Origin of the sequence: Pseudodesulfovibrio alkaliphilus (genome assembly GCF_009729555.1) — a bacterium.
In the GTDB taxonomy this organism is placed as follows: Bacteria; Desulfobacterota; Desulfovibrionia; order Desulfovibrionales; family Desulfovibrionaceae; genus Pseudodesulfovibrio; species Pseudodesulfovibrio alkaliphilus.
Genome location: NZ_WODC01000002.1, coordinates 67,093 through 84,792, shown reverse-complemented (window position 1 = coordinate 84,792; position 17,700 = coordinate 67,093). Strand labels below are relative to the sequence as shown.

Sequence of the window (17,700 nt, the reverse complement as noted above, 5' to 3'; positions counted from 1 at the left end):
CTTATTCTCACCCTCAACGCTTTTTCCAAGGAGACGGCATGGTCAGACCCCTGACCGAATACCCCGCCGGAACGGTTGTCCGGGTGGCTGACATAGACGGTGGCAGACGCGCACGCTCGCGCATGCTGGCCCTTGGGCTGACCCCCGGCTGCCCGGTGGAAGTCCTTGCCGGTGGAGCGGCCGGATGCCGCCTTCGTGTGCGCGGTGCCGAGGTGGTCCTGTGCTGCGGTCTGGCTGGAAAGATCATGGCCGCCGAGATGGACTCCGCCGATGTGGTTCCCTGCGGCTGCTGCCTCAGCTCCCGGGCCAGGATGTCTTAATCTTCCTGCCAGGGACATTCCCTCCCTTTCCCCGCATTTCAATCAACCTGTCATTCGGGTTGATTTTTTCTTGTGCATGAGGCGCACCGGGTGCTATCCATGGCCTATTCCCCGGAGGTCAGCCAAGCATGAGAGACATGATCCGAATAGGCGTCAGCGCCTGTGTTCTGGGCGAGAAGGTCCGCTTTGACGGAAGCCATGCCCGTGACGCCTTCATCACAGACACCCTCGCCAAGCATGTGGAATTCATCCCCTTGTGTCCCGAGGTCGCCTGCGGGATGGGCATCCCGCGTGAAAAAGTGCGGCAGGTGGATTGCGCAGGAGACATCCGGCTCATCGGCCATGAATCGGGAGAAGACTGGACCGACCGCATGAACGCCTGGGCCGGACGCTTGCTGAACGAACTGGAGCAGGACGGCCTGTGCGGCTTCGTGGTCAGGAACGCCTCACCTTCCTGCGCCCTGATGCAGGGCAAGATATTTTCCACCACCGGAGGTCCGGTTCGACGCGGTGCCGGTTTCTTCACGGCCCGGCTCCTGGAGCGCCACCCCCTGCTGCCCATCGAGACTGAGGAACGGCTCCAGACCCCCTTGCTGCGGGAAAACTTCATCAGACGGGTCTTTGTGCTCAAACGCTGGCGCGACCTCCTGGCCAGGGGCATGCAGATCGGCCATCTGGTGGACTTCCACACCCGGCACAAGATGCTTATCCGCGCCCACGACCTGCGCGGCTACCGCGAACTTGGCCATCTGCTGGGCGAAAGTTCAGTATTCAACACCGCCGAGGTTTTCGCCGCCTACGGGGCACTGCTCTTTCGATCCCTGTCGCTCAAGGCCACGCCCAACAAAAACGCGGATGTGCTCATGCACGCCATGGGCTTTTTCAAAAGGGATCTCGACAGCCGAGACAAGCAGGAAGTGCTCGACAAGATTGCCGAATACAAGGCGGGGCGCATCCCCCTGATCATCCCCGTGACCCTGCTCAACCATTACGCACGAAAATTCGACAAGCCGTACCTTGCCCAGCAGTTCTACCTCAACCCCGATCCGGCGGAACTCAAACTGCTCAATCATGTCTGACGCCACGGCAGCGTCGACCTCTCCCGGCTTGAGGCCATGGCTGGAAGCCCAGCATGACACAAGCTGGCGAATCACGGGTTCCCGGCTGGATCAAGGTCCAGACGCACCCCCCGCAGGTCCCCGCCGCTCTCCATCCACGACCGCAACAACCTCCGGTTGCGAAACACCACCGGATGCGGGCAACCATACCCGGCCTGGTCGAGCAGACCGGCGGCCACATCCGGGTAATGTCGGGCGGCGCTCAGGCAGGCCAGCAGATTGAGACACAGTTCGTTTATGGGAAAGCCCAGGATCATGGCTTTGCCCAAGGGGCGCATGACCTCGGAAAAACGACGGGCCCGGTAATACGCCACGGCCAGATCGAATTGGGCGGCGTGGTGGCCGGGCAACAGTTCGGCCACGGCCTCGCGCTCGGCCACGGTATATCCGGTCGGCACACCAATGCCAGCTTGCCCGGCATCACCCCACAACCGGATGTCAAAGCCGAACTCCCGCGCCCGGTCCAGGTTCGATGTCTCTTCCACCACTGGACGGGCCACAATCTCCTGGCATCCGGCCAAACGCATCACACGCAACAGGTTCCGGCCGGGCATTTCCCCGACCCGCGCACTCCACAGGACATTTATCCCGCGCCGACGTATCTCCCGGCACAGGGCCACGGCCCGTTTCGCATCGGCGAACAGCGGCTCGTCATCAAAATCAATCCAGCGCAGACGTTGGCGAAGAATCCTTTGGGCAAGTGCGGCAACATCTCCGCCCTCCCCCAGCCTGACCACGCCCCGCCATGTGCATCGGCCCCGGCTGGCGCTGCCCTGTGTCTCGGAGCGTCTATGTTCCTCAATCATGATTCACCCCCTGACCGTCGGATTGTCAGCGGCCCGACGTATCCGCAGAGTGCGCTGCAAAAACTCAGCCAGAAACGCAGCCCCATGAAAAAAGGCCGCCCCGCAGGGGACGGCCTGTCAAGACACGAATTCGGCAAAGAGCTAACTGACCCGGCTGCCCGGAGCGACCTCGCCCGAAGGCGTCAACAGTTTCAGGGAGTCCCCGGACTTGACAGCCAGGATCATGCCCTGGGAGAGCTGCTTGCGGAGCTTGCGCGGCTTGAGGTTGGCCACCACGACCACCTGTCTGCCCACCAGTTCGTCAGGCGTGAAAAACTCGGCGATGCCTGCCACCACCTGACGCGGCGCGTCCTCGCCGGTATCGACCTGCACCAGTAGCAGCCGGTCCGCGTCCGGGTGCGGCTCGACGCCGACCACGGTGCCCACGCGCAAGTCAAGCTTCTGAAAATCCTCGAACTCGATGGTGCCGTTGCTCTGGCAGCCCACGGCTGGAGTTCTTTTGCCGCCCGAGCCGCCAGTGGCCTTGCCCGCTGCGGGTGCCTGAACCTCGGGCAGATCAATGCGCGGAAAGAGATTCGACGCTTCGGCCACGGTGGAACCGGATTCGAGAACGCCCCATACTTCCAGTTCCTTGGGCAGATTGAACTTGTCCCGGACAAAGGTGATGCCAAGCTGTCCAAGCATGGCCTGGGCCGACTCGGGCATGACCGGCCACAAATGGACAGCTATCTTGCGCATATTTTCGAGGAGCACGTAGATAACCGTTGAAAGCCTGTCCGTATTGCCCGCCTTGAACAGGGTCCATGGTGCGGTGGCGTCGATATACTTGTTGAGACCGCGCACCAGCTCCCAGAGGGATTCCAGCCCGCGTGAAAAACGCAGCTCGCCAAAGTGCGCCTGATACGCCCGCATGGCGTCCTGCCCGAGCTTCTTGATCTCCGCATCCACCACGTCTTCAATGACCGGGACAGGGATCGTGCCGCCGAAATACTTGTGGGTCATGGACAGGGTGCGGTTGAAGAGATTGCCCAGGTCATTGGCCAGATCCGCGTTAAGACGCCCCACCAGAGCTTCTTCGGAAAAGCTGGAATCGCCGCCAAAGGACATCTCGCGCAGAAGGAAATAGCGGAAAGGGTCAAGGCCGTACTTGTCTTTCATGGACAGCGGCGCAATGACGTTCCCGATGGATTTGGACATCTTGGTGTCCCTGACCAGCCAATAGCCGTGGACATTGAGGGACTGATACGGCTCAATGCCCGCAGCCTTGAGCATGGTCGGCCAGAACACGGCGTGGGGTTTGAGGATGTCCTTGGCCACCAGGTGGTTGGCAGCAGGCCAGAACTTCTTGAACTTGTCTCCGTCGGGATAACCGAGGGCGGACACGTAGTTGATCAGGGCGTCAAACCAGACGTAGGTAACGAAATCCTTGTCAAAAGGTAGCTCGATGCCCCAGGTCAGTCGGCTCTTGGGCCGGGAAATACACAAATCCTCAAGGTCTCCGCCCTCAAGCAGACTCAGAACCTCGTTGCGGTATTGCTCGGGCCTGATGAAATCGGGGTTATTGAGGATGTGCTCCCGAAGCCACCCCTGGTACTTGGACATGCGGAAGAAATAATTCTTTTCGGCAATGTATTCGGGTTTGGTCTGATGGTCAGGGCACAGGCCGTCAACCAGCTCCTTCTCGGTATAGAAGCGCTCGCATCCGAAGCAGTAGTGGCCGCCGTACTCGCCGAAATAGATATCCCCTGAATCGTGGACCTTCTGGAGAATGTCCTGCACAACCTTGATGTGTCGCGGCTCGGTGGTGCGGATGAAGTCGTCATTGGCGATGTTCATGTCGGGCCACAGGGCCTTGAACTGGCCGCTGATTGTGTCCACGTATTCCATGGGGGAAAGGCCGTTGGCTTCGGCCGCCTGCACGATCTTGTCGCCGTGCTCGTCGGTGCCGGTGAGAAAGTACGTCTCCGCGCCCATCAATTGGTGGAAGCGGCTGAGGGCGTCCGCCACCGTGGTGGTGTAGGCGTGCCCCAGATGGGGCTTCGCGTTCACATAATAGATGGGCGTGGTGATATAGAAACGTTCCAAACCGAATCTCCTTGTCCCGAAAATGCGTTGCCCTCGGGAGTGACTATTTTCTGGGGGGCTTTCGTTTGCGCCGCCTGGGTCTGCGGACCCTTGTCCCGCCTTCGGCGTCGTCCCCGGCGGCCACCACGGGCCTGGACGGCTGCGTCGGCCTCGGCCCTCGTCCCGGCCGTACGCTGCTCTGCTCTGGATCATGGTCTTCCAGGACTGGAATCTCGGGCAGCGTATTGTCGTCGCCTTCGCGGCTCCCGGCAGCAGGATCACCGCCAGCCAAGCCGTCAGGCGCCTGTCCAGCCCCAGCCCCGCCGGGCCCGCCCGCTTGGTCCGCATCGGACCGAATCGGCCGTCGGCCACCACGTCGGCCCTGTGCGGCCTGGGCGCGGATTTCGGCCATGGCCTCTTCGCTGGGCGGCTTGTTAACTATTTCATTCCATTCGTCAATGGAAACTTCCCGTTCGTCAAAACTTTCCGTGAGTAACGTCACGGATTTCTTAAAGAAATTTGAACGAAGCACCTTGACGGAACCAATGGCCGTGGTGAACTTCTTGCCCACCCTCGGGCACATGCGATGAAACTCCTCATACCCCTTCTGCTCAAAGCTCAGGCAGCACAGCAGACGGCCGCAGATGCCCGAAATCTTGGTGGGATTGAGGAACAGATTCTGCTCCTTGGCCATCTTGATGGTCACGGGCACGAATTTGCGCATGAACCGGCGGCAACAACACATCTGGCCGCAGTTGCCGATGGCCCCCAGCATCTGGGTTTCGTGGCGCACTCCGATCTGACGCAACTCGATGCGGGTTCTGTATTCCCGCACCAGATCCTTGATCAGCTCGCGAAAATCGATACGCCCGGGAGCCGTGAAATAATAGACCATCTTGCTGCGGTCAAAAAAGACCTCCACATCCACCAGCTTCATGCCCAGCTTGAGCCGGGCAACGCTTTTGCGGCAGTACTGATAGGCATCCCGGGCCAGAACCTCGTTCTCGGCCACAGCTTCCAAATCCTTGTCGTTGGCCAGTCGATAGATGGCCTTGAGCGTCTCGCCGTCCGGGGTCTCGTTGTCCCTGGGAGCCTGCCGGGTGAGGATGACCTTGCCAAGGCCCATGCCCTGATCGGTCTTGACAATGACGTATTGCCCCTCACGGACCACGAAAGGCCCGGACCCGAAGTAGTACACCTGCCCGTAGTCATTGAATTTCACACCAAGTATCTGGCTCATGTGTCACTGTCCTGCAGTATGATGGACCCGGCCATGCCGGGGAGAAAGAGTCGCGCAAAGAGAACAGCATAGAGCAAAACGCCGCCGACTTCAAACACACAAACGCCCCGGAAGCCGGACAGGAGATGTCCGGCTTCAGGTGCCCCGCACGGCGCAAACGAAAGCGAGAACACAAGGAATGCTACAGCAACCCGAGGCTCTGAACCTCGGTCATGAGCTTATCCTCATCAATGGGCTTGACCAGATAGGCGGTGGCACCGCCAAGAAAGAAGGCGTCGTGAGTCTCCTTCTCGTCATCAAGCATGGTGGTGACGATGACTTTGGCCTCGTTGCGCGGAGCCACGCCACACTCCTGCTCAATGGCGCGGATTTCGCGCAGGGCCTGCTGCCCATCCAATTCGGGCATAAGCAGATCAAGACAAATGAGATCGTAAGGCTCCCCGGCCATGAGTCCACGCCGGAACGCCTCAATGGCCTCTTCGCCGTTCACCGCGATGTCGCAGCGGGCTACGGGACGAAGGATTTCGTGAATCATGTTCCTGCTGTAAAAGTCATCATCCACGATCAGCGCTCTCATCGTCTCCTCCTGCTTATCTATATTGACAACCGGCAACCACGAACACCCATCGCATTGTTTCGCTTAAAAAGCAACCATTCCGAGCCATTGTCCTTGGGACACCGGAATGTTCAAACAATGACATCCTCCCCTTCCCGCGCCATGTCAAAGGCAAGTCCACCCCACTCGCCGCATCCGCGCAGCCTTTCCAGAATGGTGTCCAGTTCATCGTCGCTCCGGGTGGTTTCATGATGGGTCAGACAGACCCGGCCGATGCCCGCGTCCCTGGCCAGGGCCAGGGTCCGCTCAAAGGTTGAGTGCCCCCAGCCGCGCCGATGCCGGTACTCGTCCTCGGTGTATTGCGCATCGGCCACCAGCACGTCCACGCCGCGCAAAAAGTCGAGAAGCGCGGCGTTGCGCTCGGCCACTATGCGGCCGTAGTCCTCATAGTCAGGGTCTCCCGGCGCGTATATATTGCCAAAGGGTTCATGGTCGCCGGTAAAAAACATGGTCTTCCCATCGCAGCGCACCTTGCAGCCGAAGTCTATGGCCGGATGGTTCATGAGCAGGGTGGAGACGGAGGCGAACCCGAGGTCCACGGTCTGGCGGTCCGCCAGGGTCCGGTACTCGATCTCCGCCCGCAGCTCGGCCACACGCACCGGGAAATGCGGATATTCCATCTGTTTGACAAGCGCTGCCTCAATGCCGGACATGGCCAGCGGATCGGGCGGGCCGTACAGGGTAATGGCATTGCCCTCGACAAACAGGGGCAGGAAAAAGGGCAACCCGTGAATGTGGTCCCAATGGGTGTGGCTGATGAAAATGTGATAGGAGGCAGCCCCTTGCCCCATCAGTTCAAGCCCCAGCGTCCTGATGCCGGTGCCTGCATCAAGGACGATCAGATCGTCGGCGTCGGAACGGACCTCGATGCAGGTCGTGTTGCCGCCGTAACGGACGGTATCCGGCCCCGGCGCGGGCACCGACCCCCTGGTACCGCGAAAGCGAAGGCGCATCAGTCCTCCTCCCCTAGCCGGATGAACACTCTCGCCTCCTCCACTTCCCCTTCAAGGGTAGGCAAACCGGCGATGAGGCCGTCGAGGTCAAACCCCAGTCGAGCCCGGACGGCTCCGGGCAACGGCTCGACAATACGGTCTCCGGCATATCCGAAATCAAGCCGCTTGACGATCTGGTCCGCGGCAAAAACGCAGTCAACCAGTTGGGAAGGCGGGCCTTGCCCGGGCGTGTGGTGCCGGGAGATGGCGTCGGTCAGTTCCGCAGGCAGATTCCACCGCGCAGCAAGCATGGCCCCCACATCGGCGTGGGTGGCTCCCAGCACGGCCTCCTCGGCACGATACAGGGGCATTCCCTCACGGGCCGCCAGGATTCCCGCGTCCTTGAACTCCCCGGCCATGTAAAGGGCCAGGACCACCTTGCCGATGTCATGCAGCAAGCCGGCCGCAAAGTAATCGGCCACTTCGTCGGATGGGACGCCGAGCATGGTCCCGAGCATCCGCGTGACCGTGGCCACGGACAAGGAATGGAGCCAGAAGGCGTCCATGTCCAGCCCGGCCGCCCCATTCCTGGGGATGGCCCCCACCGCGGCCAGCCCGAGGGCCACGTTCTTGAGGGTATTCAGGCCGAGGTAGACACTGGCGTGATTGATGGACGTGACCTCACGCGAGAGGCCGAAATAGGCGGAGTTGACCAATCGCAGTATCTTCAGGGTGAAGACCGGGTCCTTTTTGATGACCTCCACCAGACATTTCTGCGAACAGTTGATGTCCGAGGCGAGCTTGAGCACCTGATGCACGCTCTTGGGAAAGGCGGGCATCCTCTCCACGGCGTCCACGACATTGGTACGAAGATTCGGCATGTGTCCCACGATGATTGCTGGTGTCACGCCGTGCCCGGAAGCGATTCGCCGCACGGCGCGGGACTCACGTCATATCGCAGGATTGACCGATTTTGGCAAGTCCCGCCGCAGTCCGGGCTGGACAGTCAAACGCATTGGAATAATTCAAAAACCAACGATCAAGGCATCAGGGATAATGGGAATGGACAAAGAGGGAGCCATCGGACGCCCACATGGCCCGCACCAACCCGTGACTCGAGGTGGCGTACACAGGAACGCCAAGGGCCTCCACCACCTCGGGGTGCGGAAAATCAAAACGGTTCATGAACCCGTCGGAGCACAGGGCGACGCGGGCATCCACTGCCTGATAAAAGGCCGGGCTTAAGCTCGAGCGGCTGCCGTGGTGCGGCAGGACAAGCACCTGCGCCGAGAGATCAAAACCGGAATTGAGGACTGCCGCCGTGCCCGCACGTTCCATGTCGCCTGGCAGGATGGCCAGTCCCTGCCCCTCTGCCACGAGGCGCAGGACCAGGGACCGCTCGTTGCTTCCCCTGGGCCGGAATCCCCGGGCCGGATGCAGCACCTCGAAGCGTGTCCCGCCGCCCAGGTCCACCTCCTGCCCGGCCTCAAGGGCAAGCGGGGTCAGCCCGCCGACAGCCAAGGCAGCACGCATCTCCCGGCCCGATTCACCACCCGGGAGCATACCGTTGGTATGGAACACGCCCACCTCGAACCGGGAAAGAATGAAGGAAAGACCCCGGCTGTGGTCGTTGTCAGGGTGGCTCATGATCACACCGTCGAGTCGGGGAGGCCGGCCAAGGGTCAGATACGGGGCCACCACGGCCTCGCCCATGTCGAAAGAGCTCGAACCGCCCCCGCCGTCCGTCAGCCAGCGATGTCCGCCCGGAGTGGTGACGAGGGCCGCCTGCCCCAGGCCCACATCAATGAGTTCGAGGCGGACCACAGGGCGGGCATCCTCGGCCATGATCGCCGCATGGGGACCCACAAGCAGCAGAAACCCCAGCCCTGCCAACCATGTCAGGGCTGGAACAACACGACTGGCGGCCGCGACCCTCAGCGCAACCACCATGAGCAGGCCGAACCCGACCGTTTCCGGCCACAGGGGACGCAACACGGCGTACACTGGCGTCAGCCCTGCCCCGGCCGTGGCGTCGAGCAGGAAGAGCAGCAGATCCGTAATCTGGGCGGCCCCGCCAAGCAGAAGTCCTCCCAGGGAGGCAAGCGGCGGCGCGGCGGCCAGGAGCATTCCCAGGATGCCAAGGGGCATGACTGCAAATCCCAGCACAGGTATCCAGATCACATTGAGCAGTATATTGGGAGACAGTGTGCCGAAGTACCAGGACACGGCAGGCAGCAGGCTGATGGTGGCGCACAGACTGACGGCCAGAATACCCAGGGCAAATCCCCCAAGGGTCCGGGCCTTGGCCCTCCATGTTCCCTGACTCCGGCTTCCCGCACCGCCAGCGATCAGGTTTTTCAGACGCGGTCCGAATCGCGGATACATGAGCCCTATCCCGGCCACGGCCAGGGCCGACATCTGCAACCCGAGATCGAACACGGCAAGGGGTGTGACCGCGACAATGGCCGCCAGGGCGAAGAACAGGCCGTCCATGAGCACTCGTCCGCGGCCCTGGAGCAACAAGGCCCCCCAGAAGGCATACATGGTGGCCGCACGGATCAGAGACGACGACGGCTGGCCGAGCCAGGCGTAGCCGAGCACCAGGGGGGCGGCCAGAAGCACGGCCAGCTTCGGACGGGGGATGTGCAACAGCAGGGATGGCCGCACTCGCCCGGCAAGCCAGGCCAGCCCGAGACCCAGCGCGGCCACAAAGCCCACATGCAGCCCGGACAGGGCAAGGGTATGGGCCAGTCCGGCGGCCCGGACGGACCGGGCAGTAGGCTCGTCGATGCGCGAGCGGTCCCCGGTGACAAGCGCCAGGACCACGCCCCCGCCCGGCGAATCCGGCAGCCGCTCCGCCACCAATCCACGCAAGGCGGCCTTGACTGTCCCGGCCGTGCCGTCCGGCCGTCCGCTCCAGACCGGGGCCGACTTGCCGCTGACCCAGCCACGCCAGTGAACCCCCTGGCGCAACCAATACCACTCATAATCCCAACCGCCCGGATTTCCGAATCCCCGCGTCGGGACCACGCGCAGCACGGTTTCAACCCGCTGGCCCGGAACAGGCCGGTACGACGGATTGCGCCAGTTCCAGACAAGCCGCCCGGGGAACGCCGTCTCCCCCCGGTCGGTGAGGACGGTCATCTCACGCAGAATGATCCGCAGTCTGCGGCCCTCACGGGGCTCGGCCCGATCCACCACGCCCCGGACAAGCACTGGCTGCTTCGCCTCCATCCACTCCGGCGCGGGCAGCTGCGCGGGAGTTCGTACCAATGCGTACCCCAGCCCCAAAGCCGCGCACAGGAAAAGCGTCGGCAACGGCAGCCTGCCCACCCGCCCGCGCAGCAAGGCATCGGCCACGGCCACGGCGGCCAGGGCCAGCCCGCCCTCCAAGGGGGCTCGAGAGGCGAAGATGCCCGCGATCAAGGCAAGCAGACAGGTGTGCCAGGGCAAAAGTCCGCCCAGAAGCGGCGCGGAAGAAGGCGGACGGTCCCCGCTCACCTTGCAAGGCGCCCTGCGCCGAGCCGGGACACAGCGGCAGGGTCGGCACCAGTGCCAGTCGCCCCACTCATTGCGAGAGGCCCGTCTTGAGCATCAGCTTGAAAATGGTTTCCATGAACTTGCCCGAAACAACGTCGGGCAGGGAAAACAGAGGCAACCTTTCCTCCACCATGGTGCCGGTGTATGCGAACCATATCTCTCCCGAAATCTTGTCCAGGTTCGGCGTCAGCGTCTCGTTCCACAATTCGCCGTCCTCGCTCTCGTCAAGACCAAAGGCGCGGCATTGAAGCGGCCGGTACTCGAAGAGCAGACATTGCCCCCCCTTGAGCAGGGGGCACACCGCTCCGGCCTCGGAAAGACAGTATTCGAGACTCTCCTGCTCCCGCCCCAGATCAACGGCCACCAGCCGCTCGGCCCGAGCGGTCTCCACCGCCCGCTCGATGACCTCCAGCCGGTCCTCGCAGCACAGTTCAAGGTTGATGCGGTGACTCAGATGCACGGCCTCGGCCAGACTGAGCCGCACCGGGGTATGGCAACACTGGTCATGGTCGCGGCCGCAGGCCAGACCCGTCCGGCTGATCCCGGCCAGATCGTCCACCCTCCGCGCCAGTTCGTCGTAGTCGTTGAAAAAGGGTGAGAGATCCACCAGTCGCTTGAATTCAAGGCTCGGTTCTCGCACTGTCAACTGGCCGCTCTGCTTGCCGTAGCGGCGCACGGTGCGCCACTGCACAAAATTGGCGGGCTTGGACTTGAGTTTCCTCAAAGCCAGCCATGCCAGCCGATGTCCCAATCCCCGCCTGAGCAGATAGGCATTCAGCACCGTGCCGGTGCGGCCGATGCCGTGACGGCAGTGGATGAGCACCTTTTTGCCGAGATAAATGGCCTCGTCGAGCCATGCCAGGGCCTTTTCAAGCTCAAGGAGGTCCGGGGCCTCCTCGTCGGCCAGCGGCAGATAGCGAACCTCGAAACCTGCCTCCTTCTCGATGTCATGCAGATCGCAGAATTCCCCGCAAAGATTGAGAATGGCGTCCACTCCCTGATTGGCGATGGATTCAAGCTGCGCGTGACTCATGGGCGCGTTGCCCACGCCGAGGTGGTCCGTGACCCAGGTGATCTGATAAAGAGGCTTACGCCCGTGACTTGTCATCCTGCCTCTCCGAATCCTCAAGGAAACGCTGCACCTCTCGAACCACATCCTGTTCGGTCTCAAGACTCATATCCATGAGCCGCGTGACGGCCAGAAGAAACCCCAGCCGGGCCAGCAACCGCCGCGTTTCGTTCTCGTCGAGCCGGGCACACCCTGCGTCGAGCATATCGCCCCTGGCCTTGACCTCGAACCCGTAATGGCTCAACACCAGCTCAATGAACCGAAGGCGCAGCAGGCGCTGGTCGAAACCGGCTCCGCCGCCCTTGAAGCGGAAGTTGATGTAGTTTGCGCCGGGATCGTTGCCGCAAACAGAATCCACCACCGAGAAATGGTAGCCAAAACGGATCATCAGGTGCATGTAGTCGCCCGAGATGAGCCCGTAACTGGCCAGCAACTTGGAGTCGAAGCTGAATATTCCCGCCGACATGCGGTCGAACTCCTCCCAGTCCATGTGGGTAAGCGTATGGGCCCACTGCACCCGCGAATCCGACAGCCCGTACCATAGCGCCCACATGGGCCGACTCTTGATGTCGTGGGGCGTGACCAGCTCTCCCTGGGCCGCGTTGGCAAAGAGCCCCCCACCCAGGTCGAGCAGATACATGACCAGGGGCAGATGGGTTTTGAGCCGCCTGGCCGCGCCCATGCCACGCCCCTTCTTGTCCACCAGCGAAAACATCTCGCCCACGGCCTTCTCGTGGCAGAAGCGGATGATATCGTGCATGGAGCGGCAGCCCTCTGGAGAAAAATCGCTGGCCTGGGGGTCTGTCAGGTTGAGCTTGACCGTCAGGGGGATGACTTTGGCATATTGCCGGGTGACGCGCTCGGACACGGCCGCGTCCCTGTCGCCCAGGGCCACAAGATCCTCCACAAGACCATCGTAAACGGCCCCGGTGGTGCCATCCACGGTGACCACCCTCCCCGGTTCGAGCGTCACGTCCATGGAACCCACCAGTACGGGCACTCCTGTCTCGCGGGCCACGGAGGCGAAATGGCTGGCCCGGCTGCCGGTCTGGGCAATGACCGCGCTCATATGGCTGATGAAGGTCAGCAGTGAGGGTTTGAGGGTCGGGGTGATGACCACCGCGCCCTTGGGAATGCGGGCGATGGACTCGCCTGAGGACGCGTAATAGACGGCTCCGCTCCCAACCCCGGACGACGCCCGCTCAAGCCCCTTTGCAAGCGGCTCGACCGCCAGGGGCGGATGGTCGGCCACAAACTCTTCACGCTCGCGTTGCAGGGGTCGTGCCTGAAGAATGTACATCGCCCCGGTCACATCCTCGGCCCACTCAATGTCCTGCGGGCAGCCAAAGGCATCCTCAAGACGCATGATCAATCGCCCAAGCTCTGTCAGCGCTTCGGTCGAGGGCAACCCTCTCTCGTCAGGCGTGCAGTCTCCGCTGACGCGTGGCGTCTCCTCACGGGTGAGCACCGCCTTGCTCGGCGAGACACTGCCGTCAACCAACCCATCGCCCAGGCCGCGCACGCCATAGACGCCTATCTGGTCGCGGCCGCGGCAATCCGGGTCCAGTGAGTAGGCAACGCCCGCGTTTTCGGCTTCCACCATGGGAATGACCAGCACGGCCATGGCTGTTTCGGCGTCGGTCAGACCGTGGGAAATACGATAGGCCACGGCTCTGGGGCAATACTTGCCCGCCAGAACCCGCTTGTAGGCCTCAAGCACGTCGTTTGGCTGGATATTCAGTTCGCTGGCATACTGTCCGGCAAAGGATATCTCGCCGTCTTCGGCCAACGCGCTGGATCGCACTGCGATGAGATCGTCGCCGGAGATGATCTCGGACACGGCGAAACGGATGCCCCGGGCTATTTCCTCGGGAATCTCGGCCGCCAGGATCAACTCCTGCATCTCGGCAGTAAGCCGGGCCAGCATATCCCGATCGCCCACCACCATCTCCCGAAGGCGGCTCTCGATGTCGTCGCGCAGCCCGTTGAATTCGATGATATAGTGGAAGGCATTGGCCGTTACCACGAAGCCGGGGGGCACTGGGACGCCCGGCACCCGCATGACCCGGCCCAGATTGGCAGCCTTGCCCCCGGCCAGGCCCGGCAACGCGGCCGCATCCTCAAGGGAGAGAATGTAAGGCGGCCCCACTTCCGGCTGTTCCAACTCCAGGGCCATACGCACATAAAAATCAATCTTGCGGAAAAACTCCGGCAGATCCATGTAGCGGGTCGGGTTCATCTCCACAAGCTGGCCGGTCATGACCTTGACCGATTCGGAAAGGCGTGCGGCCAGCCAGTTGGCACGCTGTCTGTCGGCCAGCGTCTTGCCGTAAAACAACTCCTCGAGATCGGCCACCAGTTCGAGAGCCCTGGCATCATGCCTGAGCAGGGATTTGAACGCCTCATACTTGCGCCGAAGCAGAGTGCCCGGCGCAAAGACCTGATACGTCCAGTGCTTGAAGAGCTGTGTGACCTGCATGGCGCTCCTACTCCCCGATGACTTCCGCCACCTTGGTTTCAAGTTCGTCCTTGTTGATGGGTTTGACACAGTATTCCTGCGCCCCAAGCCGCAGCGCCTCGCGGGCGGTCTCCAACGTCGGATAGCCGGTGAGCATGATCGCCTTCATCTTCGGCCTGAGCTTTTTGAGTTCGTCCAGCACCTCAACGCCCGTCATCTTCTTCAGCTTGATGTCGAGGATGGCAAGCTCCACATCATTGGCCGCCGCATGACGCAGGGCGTCCTCCTCCTCGGTAAACACGCTTACGCTGTGGCCCTTGCGCTCCAGGATGCGCTTGACCAGCATCCCGGCGTCGGAAACGTCGTCCAGAACCATTATTTCAGCCATGGTTGATCTCCTTCATGTTATTATATGTCCTGGCCGACTTGCTCCGCGTCAGGGCCATCCGCCTTGACGGGCTCATCCTTGCCGTGGTCCAGGGGCAGATTGACCTCAAACACCGTGCCCGGCCCGCTTCGACGCCCTTGCGGCCAGGGGAAGTCAAACACCTCAGGCAACGGGCTTTGGGCCTGGATCTCGCCGTCATGGTCCTCGATGATGCCAAAGGACACGGACAGGCCGAGCCCGGTACCGCGCCCCACCGGCTTGGTGCTGTAAAAGGGGTCGAAAATCTTTTTGATCACATCCTCGGCGATGCCTTCGCCGCAATCGGCAACCCAGAGGGAGACTATGCCACGCGGGGTGTCCAACCGGGTGCGGATGACGATGACCCCACCGCCTGACATGGCGTCGCGTGCGTTGGTGAGCAGATTGATCCAGACCTGCTTGAGTTTTTCCGGGTCGCCGTAAATGATGGGAAAACGGTCATCAAGCTGGGTGACGATGTCCACATGGTCCAGCTCGAAGGTATGGCGAACCAGGGTAACGGCCTCCATGACCGAGTTGTTGAAACACATCTCCCGCTTGGAGGAGTGGGTCTGCCGGGAAAAACCAAGCAGATCGGCCACGATCTTCTTGCATACCTTGGCCTGCTTCTCGATCACCCCCAGATCCTGGTGGACCTGCGAGCCCGAAGGCACGTCCTCCTGAAGCAGCTGGGCATAACCCAGAATGATGCCCAGCGGAGTGTTGATTTCATGGGCCACGCCCCCGGCCATGAGCCCCAGGGATTCCATCTTCTGGGCCTGGATCAGTTGCTTTTCGTAGCCCTTGATGTCGGTGATGTCACGATCGGTGCGCAAGAGGCCGGTAATACGGCCGTCCTCGTCGTGCACCGGGATGCAGACCACGTGGAACCAGCGCTCCCCTGTCTCTTCCGCAACCACCACCTGGGTGTCCAGCCGCTCGCCGGACTGAAGGATTTCCCGGGCCGCCATGTGCCTGGCTTCAGCCGTCTGCTCGTCAAAGATGTCAAAATCCGTCCTACCCACGATCTGGTGCAGCTTGAGCCCCACGGACTCGGCGAAACTGCGGTTCCCTCCCTGGTAGCGCATCCGGGTATCCACCAGCGAGACGCGGTCCGGGGTCACGTCAAGGATCGTGCGCATCAGCCGCTGCTGCTCGCGCAGGTTGCGATCCGCACCGCGCAATTCATCAATATGCGTCTTGAGCGAAAGGGCCATGACATCAAAGGTCTCTGCCAGATCCTGCAGCTCGTCCCCGGCGGCCTGCTGATACACCTTGCACATCTGACAGGACTCTCGGGAGACCGCGAGCTCTTTCCCGTCTTTGCAGTCCGGGCACATGGTTCCGGCAATGTACCAGCAGCGGCGGCGACGCTCGCCAAAGGCCGGGCACGAGGAAAGATCACAATTGCGGATCTCCCAGCAGTGGGAGCCATCGGCCGGGTTCGACTGGGTGTCGAGGTTGCCCATGAGCATGGCCTCGGCATGTTCGCGCAGCACGCCGAGCCGGGCCGCCACACGGGAAGCGAACAGGGACCCCATGATGGTGGCCAGCAGGAGCGCCCCGGCAAAGAGTCCGGCCATGGTGGTGATCTGCCGGTTGACCGAGGCGTTGATGCGCGTCTTGGACAGCCCGAGACGCACGGTGCCCAGCCTCTCGTCCCCCACGGTCACGGCCGAGGCAAAATCGTAGATACGGGTCATGCCGTCGGCCAGAAGCTGGATATGCACCGTGGCGAGGTCCGGGACTTCGTTGGCCCGCAGCAGGTCCACCGGAAACCCGCCCTCAAAGGTGTGAGCCAGCACAAATCCGTGATTGTCCTGGACAAAGGCGTAAAGCATGTCGCCCACAGCCACCTGCTCCACCACCATGTTCTTCAGCCGCAGAAAGTCCCGGGCAAGCAGGGGGTCCACGGCGCGGGCCGAGAGGCTTTCTACCAGGGCCGTACCGCGCTTGCGGCTCTCCTCCAGCAGAATCTTGGCGGTCATGTTCCCCACCAGAGGCAAAAGCAGCGTGGCCATGGAGATGAGTATGGCCGAGATGCCCAGATTGAGCTTGGTGCGGAACTTAAGCCTTGAAAACAAACGCATGCGCCCGCCTACCTGCCGACCTTGTCGGCCAGCTCGCGGATGGGACCGTAATCCGCGTCGTGGGCCGGAATGATCCCGCTCATTCCGGCCACGCCGAGGATCTCGCGATGCTCGGGTATTGCCGGGTCAAGAGAGAACATGGCCTCGGCGATGGCCCCCACTGCGGCGGGGTCGAATCCGTCGCGGGCGGAATAGACCCACCCCGGATAGTTCCTGGTCTCCGCAAGGACGCGGATGTCGCTCAGGTCGATCATGCCCGCCACCACGTCCAGCGATCCCTTGCGGATGGTGCCGATATCGTAGGCCCCGGCCAGCACCGCCAGGATGACCTTCTCCTGTTTGCCCTGGGCAAACTCCACCTCGGAGAAATCCTCCAGCCGGATGCCATGATCGTAGAACAGTCCGAGGGGAAAGAGAAATCCCCCGGCCGACCCCGGGTCCACGGCGATGAGCCGCTTGCCCCGGCAATCAGCAATGGACTTGATGGTGGGGTTGTCGCTGCGGCAGATGATCTGTCCGCTGAAGGCGGGTGTGCCGCCGGGCTCGACTATCTTGGCAAAGGCCGTGGACCCGATCTCGGCCAGTTGGATGTAAATGAAGGGATTGGAATAGGATATGTCAATCTCGCCGCGCTGGACCATTTTCACATGCTCGTCAAAGGTATCGGGAAACACCTGATGCAGGGGCAGGCCGGTGGTCACGCGCAGATACTCAAGCAGGGCCCGATGGCGCTGAAAGGAGACCGTGCGCGAATACTGGGGCAGGTAGGCGTAGGTAATGGTTTTCTGCCGCTGCGGGGCAACGAGCCGCTCCCTCCGAGTGAGATCGACCTCCACCGCCGGCTCGCTGTCGCCGCATCCGGGGAGCATGAGCATGACCGCCATCAGAACAAAGGCCGAAAGACCCTTGGCCGCCCTTGTCATCATCTCGTCCGCCTCGCTTGTTCCATGGTCATGCGCCTCTGGCCCTGTGCACCGTCCCTGCCCATCCTACAACAAATCACTCCCAGGTCCAATCGCCATTACCCCTTGGCAACAGGCC

General features: G+C 62.0%; 14 protein-coding genes. 2 read left to right on the top strand and 12 right to left on the bottom strand.

What is annotated here, in order from left to right; all coding sequences use genetic code 11:
• Positions 1 to 38 precede the first annotated feature (38 nt).
• A complete protein-coding gene (locus GKC30_RS04070) occupies positions 39 to 320 on the top strand; it encodes a FeoA family protein (protein ID WP_155932461.1) in 282 nt (93 codons plus the stop codon).
• 128 nt (positions 321 to 448) lie between these two features.
• Positions 449 to 1,399, top strand: a complete 951-nt coding sequence (locus tag GKC30_RS04065) for a YbgA family protein (protein ID WP_155932460.1) — start codon at positions 449 to 451, stop codon at positions 1,397 to 1,399.
• Positions 1,400 to 1,470: 71 nt separating this feature from the next.
• On the opposite strand, the gene GKC30_RS04060 is transcribed toward GKC30_RS04065, so the two are convergent.
• The 12 genes from GKC30_RS04060 to GKC30_RS04005 form a co-directional block, all read right to left on the bottom strand.
• A complete protein-coding gene (locus GKC30_RS04060; protein ID WP_155932459.1) occupies positions 1,471 to 2,244 on the bottom strand; it encodes a hypothetical protein in 774 nt (257 codons plus the stop codon).
• A 141-nt stretch (positions 2,245 to 2,385) separates the two neighbouring features.
• Positions 2,386 to 4,329, bottom strand: coding sequence for a methionine--tRNA ligase (gene metG / locus GKC30_RS04055; protein ID WP_155932458.1), 1,944 nt, complete (start codon positions 4,327 to 4,329; stop codon positions 2,386 to 2,388).
• Positions 4,330 to 4,372: 43 nt separating this feature from the next.
• The gene (locus GKC30_RS04050; RefSeq protein WP_155932457.1) at positions 4,373 to 5,548 is read right to left on the bottom strand and encodes a PSP1 domain-containing protein; all 1,176 of its coding nucleotides are present in this window, start codon (positions 5,546 to 5,548) and stop codon (positions 4,373 to 4,375) included.
• Between the two features lie 181 nt (positions 5,549 to 5,729).
• Positions 5,730 to 6,125, bottom strand: coding sequence for a response regulator (locus tag GKC30_RS04045; RefSeq protein WP_155932456.1), 396 nt, complete (start codon positions 6,123 to 6,125; stop codon positions 5,730 to 5,732).
• Between the two features lie 110 nt (positions 6,126 to 6,235).
• Positions 6,236 to 7,117, bottom strand: a complete 882-nt coding sequence (locus GKC30_RS04040; protein ID WP_155932455.1) for an MBL fold metallo-hydrolase — start codon at positions 7,115 to 7,117, stop codon at positions 6,236 to 6,238.
• The gene (locus GKC30_RS04035; RefSeq protein WP_155932454.1) at positions 7,117 to 7,977 is read right to left on the bottom strand and encodes an HDOD domain-containing protein; all 861 of its coding nucleotides are present in this window, start codon (positions 7,975 to 7,977) and stop codon (positions 7,117 to 7,119) included. The genes GKC30_RS04040 and GKC30_RS04035 overlap by 1 nt, the downstream gene beginning before the upstream one ends.
• A gap of 166 nt (positions 7,978 to 8,143) precedes the next feature.
• Positions 8,144 to 10,549 carry a DNA internalization-related competence protein ComEC/Rec2 gene (locus tag GKC30_RS04030; RefSeq protein WP_231117034.1) on the bottom strand — a complete coding sequence of 802 codons (2,406 nt, stop codon included), beginning with the start codon at positions 10,547 to 10,549 and terminating at the stop codon, positions 8,144 to 8,146.
• Between the two features lie 115 nt (positions 10,550 to 10,664).
• A complete protein-coding gene (locus tag GKC30_RS04025) occupies positions 10,665 to 11,744 on the bottom strand; it encodes a protein-tyrosine phosphatase family protein (protein WP_155932453.1) in 1,080 nt (359 codons plus the stop codon).
• Entirely contained in the window at positions 11,725 to 14,184 is a 2,460-nt protein-coding gene (locus tag GKC30_RS04020; RefSeq protein WP_155932452.1) for a PEP/pyruvate-binding domain-containing protein, read from the bottom strand. Before GKC30_RS04020 ends, GKC30_RS04025 begins: the two co-directional genes overlap by 20 nt.
• A 7-nt stretch (positions 14,185 to 14,191) precedes the next feature.
• Entirely contained in the window at positions 14,192 to 14,551 is a 360-nt protein-coding gene (locus GKC30_RS04015; RefSeq protein ID WP_155932451.1) for a response regulator, read from the bottom strand.
• Positions 14,552 to 14,571: 20 nt separating this feature from the next.
• Positions 14,572 to 16,659, bottom strand: a complete 2,088-nt coding sequence (locus GKC30_RS04010; RefSeq protein ID WP_155932450.1) for an ATP-binding protein — start codon at positions 16,657 to 16,659, stop codon at positions 14,572 to 14,574.
• A gap of 8 nt (positions 16,660 to 16,667) precedes the next feature.
• Positions 16,668 to 17,582 (bottom strand): phosphate/phosphite/phosphonate ABC transporter substrate-binding protein, encoded by a 915-nt coding sequence (locus tag GKC30_RS04005; RefSeq protein ID WP_437179101.1) that lies wholly within the window; start codon positions 17,580 to 17,582, stop codon positions 16,668 to 16,670.
• Between the last annotated feature and the right edge of the window lie 118 nt (positions 17,583 to 17,700).

Coding starts and splice junctions, on each gene's coding strand:
- GKC30_RS04070 (WP_155932461.1), top strand. CDS start 39: ATGGTCAGACCCCTGACCGAATACCCCGCCGGAACGGTTGTCCGGGTG.
- GKC30_RS04065 (WP_155932460.1), top strand. CDS start 449: ATGAGAGACATGATCCGAATAGGCGTCAGCGCCTGTGTTCTGGGCGAG.
- GKC30_RS04060 (WP_155932459.1), bottom strand. CDS start 2,244: ATGATTGAGGAACATAGACGCTCCGAGACACAGGGCAGCGCCAGCCGG.
- GKC30_RS04050 (WP_155932457.1), bottom strand. CDS start 5,548: ATGAGCCAGATACTTGGTGTGAAATTCAATGACTACGGGCAGGTGTAC.
- GKC30_RS04045 (WP_155932456.1), bottom strand. CDS start 6,125: ATGAGAGCGCTGATCGTGGATGATGACTTTTACAGCAGGAACATGATT.
- GKC30_RS04040 (WP_155932455.1), bottom strand. CDS start 7,117: ATGCGCCTTCGCTTTCGCGGTACCAGGGGGTCGGTGCCCGCGCCGGGG.
- GKC30_RS04035 (WP_155932454.1), bottom strand. CDS start 7,977: ATGCCGAATCTTCGTACCAATGTCGTGGACGCCGTGGAGAGGATGCCC.
- GKC30_RS04025 (WP_155932453.1), bottom strand. CDS start 11,744: ATGACAAGTCACGGGCGTAAGCCTCTTTATCAGATCACCTGGGTCACG.
- GKC30_RS04020 (WP_155932452.1), bottom strand. CDS start 14,184: ATGCAGGTCACACAGCTCTTCAAGCACTGGACGTATCAGGTCTTTGCG.
- GKC30_RS04015 (WP_155932451.1), bottom strand. CDS start 14,551: ATGGCTGAAATAATGGTTCTGGACGACGTTTCCGACGCCGGGATGCTG.
- GKC30_RS04010 (WP_155932450.1), bottom strand. CDS start 16,659: ATGCGTTTGTTTTCAAGGCTTAAGTTCCGCACCAAGCTCAATCTGGGC.
- GKC30_RS04005 (WP_437179101.1), bottom strand. CDS start 17,582: ATGACAAGGGCGGCCAAGGGTCTTTCGGCCTTTGTTCTGATGGCGGTC.